Raw genomic sequence first — 6817 nt, forward strand, 5'->3', positions numbered from 1 at the left:
GATCGGGAAGACGTAGGCGAAGTTCCCGAAGCCCTTCTTGATGGCCAGCTCGCGTACGGCCGCGTAGGAGCCCGCGAAGCCGATCCCGGCGATGATGACCGCACCGGTGATAACCACCGTAATGAGGATGCGTTGAACGCGACTGAACGTCACTGGAGTCTTCTCCGGTCCCGCAGCCACTGTTACTGCCTCCCCTGCCTGCCCTGACTGGACAGTCATCACACTCTCACGTGGCCCAGTGTGGACGGCGGCGATCGGTGATACAGGTTCTGATCGGCAGCGAAACGTGATCCGTAGGAGCCTCAGATGCTTCACTCCCCCGGTCTCCCCTGGCTGAGATTGCAGCTGTTGAAGCCAGGTGCTCTTCCGGGAAGGCCGAGGCCCCGGACCTAAGGTTCCGAGGCCCCGCTTGTGGTGCACGCCGCTAGTACCGCCGTCGATGCGTTGCAAGCGGCATCAGTTGACGTTGTCCCCGTTTCAGAGCAGCTTTTCCAGATCAGCGGCCCAACCTCTGATGCGCGCCAGTTCCACTTGCGTCGATTCTGGGTCCTCGGCCTTAGCACGATCAACCACATCGGATCCCGCCGGTAGCGGCAGCCCGGAGAGTGCGTCGGCGAACTCCCTCAGCATGTGAACTGCGGAGAGTGTGGCGGTATGCCCATCGGAGGCCGTCGGCGACCCCTGGTTTACCGCGGTATACCGGTCGGCTGCGGTGCCGCCTGCCGCAGTGTCGGCCCGCTGATCTTGGTGGCGGTTTACCGCGGTAAATCCGTCTGCGACATTGCTGCTTCCAGCGGTGCCGGGCTCCTGATCGCCGTCGTGGTCTCCTGCGGTAGTCAACTCCGCGCTTGGGGCGGGAATCTTCATACCCGCTGTCGCAACCTGGGACGGTTCCTCCGACACCTTCCGCGGCTTACGCGCTTCCCCGGAGTACCCGTCGAGCAGCGCCAATTGCTGGTCGGCGCCCATGGCATCGATACCGGGACGGGCGCCAAGCCAGCGAGCCTTACGCAGCGAAATCCCGTCGCCGCCGCGCGCTTTCGAGCGCACCAACGCTTGGAGGTCTGGGTGGAGGCGCAGGATGGCCCGGCGCTGGGAAACCCAACCAGCAGTCCATCCTTCTGCGGCGCACGCTTCCTTGGCCGTCTGATACTGGTCGACAATCGACAAGGCTGCCTTCGCCTCTTCCACCGGGTCGAAGTCGAGACGGCCGGTGTTCTCGTCGTACGCGGCGCGCAGCAGTCTTGCCTTCGACTCTGCGATCGTATCGTCGATGACGACCAGCAGCTTTTCACGGCCGTACTTACGGCTGGCCCTCAACCGCCGGTTGCCCGTGATGAGGACAACGTCGACATCAGATGGGATCTTGTCTGTGTCCTCAGGCCATAGTTTCAGGTAGGCAGCCGGAGTGACTCCGGTGCAGGACGAGTGCTGAGTCTCAACGATCGTTTTGAGGTCGGAGAGGTCACCGTAGTCGTCCCGCGGGTTCCGCGGGTTTCCGATACACAGATCGACCGGAATCCAGTGAGCGCCGGTCTGCTCATTGCCACTTGTCACTGGGCTGGCTGCCGATGCTGGGGGAGTCCCCCCGCGCAGGAGGTCACTGAGGCCGGCCGCGCGCTTGGCACCGCTCGGGGCGCCACTGCCCATCCCGAACAGCTCAGCTGTCGATCCACTCAGGTCGTCGTCCTCAAGACCGCTCATGTCATACCCCCTTCGCGCTCCCGCATGCGGGTGAACATCTCCCTCGTCAAGGTAGCCAAGTCGTCGGCAACCGAGCTCGACGTCTGGCTGATGATCTGTTCGGCGGAAGCCTCGCCCGCACGCACCTGCCAGAAGGCAGGGTTGTTCACCGAGGCTTCTTCAAGTTCGTGCGCCAGAAGACCACGTTGACGTGACTGACGAGCCACAGCCTCGGAGTGCCGGACGACGCTGTTGAACATCGGCGCGCCTCCAATCGTCCGCTCGACGTCTTGGATGACCCCACGACGGATCGCCGTCGACGTGGCACCAGACGCGAACAGCACAATGCCGAGGAGCTCGAGGAAGGGGTTGACCTGTTTACGCACGAGCCCGAACTGCCGGGCGATCCCGCCAAGGCCATCCTCGATGGCGGCCGAGTCCGACTTCACGGGAACGATCAACCAGCGTGCGGCCGCGAGAGCCAACTGTTGCAGGGGCGGGTTCTCCGGTGGCGAGTCGATGATGACAAGGTCATAGCTGCCTGATGCCTGTTGCAAAGCCGCAGCAAGCATCAGTGCCTGCTTCTTGGCCTGTCCTTCGTACTTCAGGGACAGGTGGTCGGGGAGTCGGCCCACCCAGGGGCCGCCGACTGCCACATCTAGGTTCGGGCGGACATTGGGGACAGGCACTACGGAGCTGCCATTGATCACCGCCTCATACAGGGCCTTGCCCTCGTCATCGACTTCGCTGTTGCGGTAGCCGAGCTCTCGGCCGATATTGCCTTGGCCGTTCAGGTCGACGATGAGGACACGTGCACCGCCCGCGGCAGCAAGCCCGCCCGTGTTCGCACTTATCGTCGTCTTGCCAACGCCACCCTTGCCGTTGGCGACCACCCACACTCTGTTCAGGCTCTCACGGTGAATGATCGGAACATCCTCTTCGTCTTGATCTGTGAGCATGCGTCCTCCTCTGTGCGCCTAGCCGATGGTGCGGGTCGTCCTGGGGGCAGCACAGTGCATCCTTACTACCGGGCGACATGCTGCCACGGGCATGGATGCGGCGTAGGGAAGCCTCGCGGATTGATGCAACGATTTAGGCAGAATTACCCGTTAATGATGTCGGCTCGTGCTGTACGCCACGCGGATGCGATCTCAAAGGAGTGCAGCCTCCTGTAGCAGGGCTATCTGCCTCGCATCAGCCAGCGATTTACCGCGGTACATCGCCTGCAGAGGATGCACACCGGGGGCGCCTTCACCGCGTGAACAGCAGCCGTTTCCTCCGCCGTGGGGAAGTGAGCAGGAGGGATCGGATCACGAGGGGTTGGTGCTTTACCGCGGTAAACCGCGGCCTTGCCGCTGCGCCCTTCGCGCTACGGCACTTGTCGGTATCCTGCCTGTCTTCCCCGATGGCCGGCGACTCAGCATCAGTCAACCATCTGCGCCTGCACACGACGATGGGTTGAGCGAGCAGGTAACCGTTCGCGTTGAGGCGGCTGTTGGCTTCTCAATGAGGAGGGAAGTGCCGACTCAAGGCGTCACACGCGAGACAAGTCAAGGACGTTCAAATCCGCCTCGCCACTCTTGCCTCGCCCTTTGCGCTGACGAGTTCGGCTGAGGCTGCATATGCGCATCTCGACCGCACGAGCACGCCACTCACCCCATGCGGCCCTGTTGTCCGAAGGGCCTGAGGCGTGCTCTGCCTCGGCTTCCCGCGACCTGAGATCAACGGAGACCAAGGCACGGGCCAATCCCATCCTGACCGGACTGTGGCTCGGCCGCGAATCGTGGCAGGCATGCGGGTGACGCAAAGCTGAGAGTACGGGTCCGCTACACGCAGGCAAGACTGGGGCCGCAGTCAGGCGCAGAGTGATCATCTATCCAAGTCTGAGCTGGGTGACACTGGTTGGCGGCTCGGATGGCTTGCTACGCGAAGGAAGCCCGAAGAGTTCGCAACCAGCGAGCGCCACAACCAAGCGCAGGGCCGGGGCAAGGGCAGCACCCAGGAGCCGGGGCAAGAAATCGCGCCGCAGTGCGGTCGGCTGCCACATCGTCGGGTTCGAGCCGGCAGAGACGAGGGATGGCGTCCTGGCCACCGCATGATCTTGAAGTCGTGTTCGCGGCGGTGGAGCTGCTGCGGGCACGCTGTGTACGAACGGCAGCTGCGCGAGAGCGTCCACAAAGAGCCGTCGCACGATCAGGAGGGGCGGGAGCAGGCCACCATCGAGCGGGGCGGTCCCGAGAAGCCGTCGCGCTGGCCAGTCTCGAAATCCGCGACAGCCAGGCAGGACCGACGGGTGCGGCTGTGCACCGACTACCGCAAGCAGGATACGAAGCGAGGTGGGTGCGCGACGTGCACTGGCCACGGCACAACAGAGGATCTGATCAACGAAGCGACGCTGACAGCAGCACGGGTCGACATCGATGACTGCGGGAACCTCGACACAACCTTGGCGCAGGTGGAACGACTATCCGCGACCAGGTCGAGCACGTGGCCGACACTACCGCGCAGAACACGACGTAGGAGATGCTTTCCCTGCCGGCGCGGCTCACGGTGACAAACACCGCCATGGAGCGTTCCGACCCGTAGGCGCTGGCCTGCAACTAGCTGTCCGACACAAAGGCCTGGTTGGTGTACGTGGCCAAGATGCACACATCGGCGCACCACCACGCCACCAGCACGACGGCGAAAGATGCCGCCGCCAAAGCCGCCCAGCAAGCCCACGTTCGGCCTGCCCAGCATCTGCGGTCCATCCATACCACCGTGGTCCGCCCTGGGTAGTTCGCCGCGTCTCCCAGGTCAGCCGCAACAGCCCGTGGCAGTCCGGTAGGCCGTGGGGCAAGCTTGCAACTTCTCGGCCAAACAGAGATACAGCCCCTCATCGAGACGGGCTGACTGGACCTACCACCACGAACATGGTGCCCCGAAACGAGGTACGCACCTGCAGGGGACATTCATGTCTCTTTCGTCAAGGAGCGATGAGCTGTCCGATGTCGAGTGGGATTTCGTGGGCCGCTGCCCTCCACTGCAACGAGACGTCCTCTACGCGACGACCGGATGCTTCTGAACGGAACGCATGGAAGTTTCGCGCTGAAGTCACCAGTGAGATGTTCCCGAGCGGTATGACCGGTGGACCACCCAGCACAGGCGTCTCCGCCGCTGGCCTTGGGGGGCAACCTTTGCCTGGAAGCTTCAAAAGGCGCAGGTCAGGGCCATGTCGACGACAACCTCGGCCTCGACTCATGGCGCTCCTAACGACGATTCACAGTTTGTGAATCGCTGTCATGGGGGCAGAATCTACGCATGGCCAAACCACAACGCCGCAACCCCCGACCCGCAAGTCCCCTGGTCAAAGCGCCTGTCCTGATCGGAAATCTGGATGCGGTCGCAGTGGTTGGTCGACTCCGCCAGCTGCATGAGGACGCGGAGGACCCAAACGTCGAGCGCATGCCTGCAGACAACGAGATCTACGCCGCGCTCCTGTATGCAGAGAGGCACGCCAGTGCCCTCCGACGAATCGCGGTCGAGTCCCAGAAGCAGGCAGCCCTGCACCGCGTGGAGTTGTGGGAGTACCTTCGCGAGCGCGCCGAGATCCATCAGGCCCAAGCCGTCGTCGACGCTCGGGCAGCCGGGGTCGAATGGTCACAGCTGGCCCCTGCACTAGCTGTCTCTGCCCCCAGCGCCGCGTACAACAAGGCTAAGAGGCTGCGGGCAGCATCGCTCAGTGACGCCAGACCGCAGCAAGTCCGTCTGCGCCGTACACCTGAGGCGGTCGCTGCCGCCGAGTCGCGCCTCGCCAAGGAAATGGCCGTCGAGCAACGCGCCCAAAGCGCGGCCCAGCAGCGGCACCGCCTCGTCTTCCCTGCGGCTCAGAGTCTCGTATCCCAGCGAGACGGCCTACTCCTCGACGAGGACGCCGAGTACTGGCTCGATGAGGTAGAGGCTGTGCTGCCCAGTTGTGACACACCTACTCAGATGATCAGCCTAGGCCGCTACTTGGGGGCGGCCGTGCGGGCCTTGCGGAAGCTCGAACAGCACACCGCTGAACCGGTCGCCATGACAGAGGAGGCCCGGGCAGCACTCGCTGCGGCTGCCTCGGTGATCCCTCTGGAAGGCTAGAACTACGCCTCCTCCCTCACACTGTCCCACTGGTTGAGGTGTCAGGCGGTGATTACGGCGTAATCACCGCCTGGCCATCGCCCACTGCGTCGCTGTTTCGTTGCCGAGATCACGGGTTGCATCGCGCTGCTGCTCAGCTGCTCGTGGCTCATCGAGCGGTGGTCGTCAAGGTGTCCATCAAGCCGCAACCGATCTGGTTCCTTGATCTGACGCAGACAGCACTGATCCGGGAGGAGGCCAATCCTTCAGCGATCAGGGCACCTGGTGGGGTCTGCCATATAGATGCCCACGTCCTCGAACAACGGCCGTCATTCGGTGACTCCACAGGTCCAACCACATGCCCAGAGCCTCCTGGCTTCGCTGGTCATGCACGGCGGCACGGAACGAAGGGCCGTCAGGCCGCCCGTACTCGAGCACGTGGAACTCGCCTAGGAGCGTGTATCGAGAGTTGATTTTCGATGTGAGCGGAGTCCGTTGCGGGGGTGGCGCCCGGCGGCCGTCTTTCCAACACTGGTGACGTACAGGCGACGGGGGGACAGACATGGCGACGCGCACTGAACCGGCGCAGGCACCGCTACCGGAGCGGCGGCCGGAGCTGGACGCGATCCGGATGCTGGTCGTGATCGGACTGGTCTTCTTCCACTCGGCGCTCGTATTCGCTGCCGACGACGACTTCTACGTCAAGAACGCCGAGACCACCGAAGCCATCATGATCATCGCCGGGTTCGGGGTCGTCTGGGCCATGCCGCTGCTGTTCCTCATCTCCGGCCTCGGTGCCTGGCACTCGCTTCAGCGCCGCGGCGCGGGCGGCTTCGCCAGGGAGCGGTTGCTGCGGCTCGGCGTTCCGCTGGTCTTCGCGACCCTCGCGCTGAACCCGCTGCCGCAGTGGCTGCGGCTGCGCTCGGCCGACGCCGACTACCACGAGTCGTACCTCGGCTTCCTGCCCCGCTTCTACGACGTGCACCTGGAGCCCGAAGAGTTCCCCTTCCTCGTCCAGGGCGAGCACTTCGAGACCGGC

5 protein-coding genes are annotated in these 6817 nt (G+C 63.9%); 2 read left to right on the forward strand and 3 right to left on the reverse strand.

Annotated elements, in window-relative coordinates; translation table 11 throughout:
- The 3 genes from ADL25_RS45660 to ADL25_RS04835 all read right to left on the reverse strand — a co-directional run.
- A partial coding sequence (locus tag ADL25_RS45660) for a DUF2637 domain-containing protein (protein WP_159044881.1) occupies nt 1–219 on the reverse strand: 219 nt, incomplete at its 3' end.
- 258 nt (nt 220–477) lie between these two features.
- Complete coding sequence (locus tag ADL25_RS04830; protein WP_059126366.1) at nt 478–1704, reverse strand: ParB/RepB/Spo0J family partition protein; 1227 nt, start codon at nt 1702–1704, stop codon at nt 478–480.
- A complete protein-coding gene (locus ADL25_RS04835) occupies nt 1701–2642 on the reverse strand; it encodes a ParA family protein (RefSeq protein WP_059126367.1) in 942 nt (313 codons plus the stop codon). Before ADL25_RS04835 ends, ADL25_RS04830 begins: the two co-directional genes overlap by 4 nt.
- A gap of 2485 nt (nt 2643–5127) precedes the next feature.
- Between ADL25_RS04835 and ADL25_RS04840 the strand changes: the two genes are divergently transcribed.
- Nucleotides 5128–5799 carry a hypothetical protein gene (locus tag ADL25_RS04840; RefSeq protein ID WP_234380564.1) on the forward strand — a complete coding sequence of 224 codons (672 nt, stop codon included), beginning with the start codon at nt 5128–5130 and terminating at the stop codon, nt 5797–5799.
- A gap of 541 nt (nt 5800–6340) precedes the next feature.
- On the forward strand, nt 6341–6817 hold a 477-nt coding region (locus tag ADL25_RS04845), incomplete at its 3' end, for an acyltransferase family protein (protein WP_159044882.1).

Source organism: Streptomyces sp. NRRL F-5122 (assembly GCF_001507435.1).
Lineage (GTDB): Bacteria > Actinomycetota > Actinomycetes > Streptomycetales > Streptomycetaceae > Streptomyces > Streptomyces lannensis.

Bases quoted from the DNA above. Each gene is read 5' to 3' on its own strand.
- ADL25_RS04830 (WP_059126366.1), bottom strand. From the start codon at position 1,704: ATGAGCGGTCTTGAGGACGACGACCTGAGTGGATCGACAGCTGAGCTG.
- ADL25_RS04835 (WP_059126367.1), bottom strand. From the start codon at position 2,642: ATGCTCACAGATCAAGACGAAGAGGATGTTCCGATCATTCACCGTGAG.
- ADL25_RS04840 (WP_234380564.1), top strand. From the start codon at position 5,128: ATGCCTGCAGACAACGAGATCTACGCCGCGCTCCTGTATGCAGAGAGG.